Origin of the sequence: Shewanella sp. SM32 (assembly GCF_025654235.1) — a bacterium.
GTDB lineage: Bacteria > Pseudomonadota > Gammaproteobacteria > Enterobacterales > Shewanellaceae > Shewanella > Shewanella oncorhynchi.
The window spans coordinates 1-540 of the sequence record NZ_JAKKRO010000185.1 but is presented as its reverse complement, the minus strand read 5'-3'; the positions used below and the strand labels follow the sequence as shown (position 1 = coordinate 540).

Below are 540 nucleotides of genomic sequence, written 5' to 3'. Positions count from 1 at the left end.
AACACAGCCAGCTAAATTTTGTCTCACCAGGGCAACGTCATGCACTGCAAGATGGCGCTATTTTAGCGAAGCGCAAGAAAGTGCTTGAGGCGGCGAAGGAAAGAAAACCGATGCGTTGGTCTACAGAGATCAGAAATTGTGAAGCGGTTGGCGCTGTAACACTCAACCCAGATAAGGCACCAGAAGAAGGCGTAATAAATGCAGCTTAATATTTAAACAAAGAGTGACAACTATCTTGAAAAACACCGCTACTGAAAAGTTGTATGTGTCTAAGTATCACTCTCTGAATTTAGTCCTGAAGAATCCCCTGATGATTTACAAATAAATCATCAAATTAGGGTGGAAGCGCATCTTGTTGCATGATCAAATGGTTTCGCTAAAAACTACACTTGGACAACAAGATGCGCGAAGCCAATATCCTACAACATTCTTTACACCAATACTGCCCAGAACTTCACCTAAAACGATTAAACAGCTTGATGCTGGCCTCTAAGGCACTGATTGAATGTAAGACACTGACCTTGACTGAGTTAGGTCGAA

The 540-nt window shown here is 42.2% G+C and carries 2 pseudogenes; both read left to right on the top strand.

Going from position 1 to position 540, the window contains the following annotated elements:
- Window positions 1-209 (top strand): annotated as a pseudogene (locus tag L5M10_RS24100) (IS3 family transposase); the annotation flags it as partial.
- A gap of 192 nt (window positions 210-401) precedes the next feature.
- Window positions 402-540 (top strand): annotated as a pseudogene (locus L5M10_RS24095) (IS4 family transposase); the annotation flags it as partial.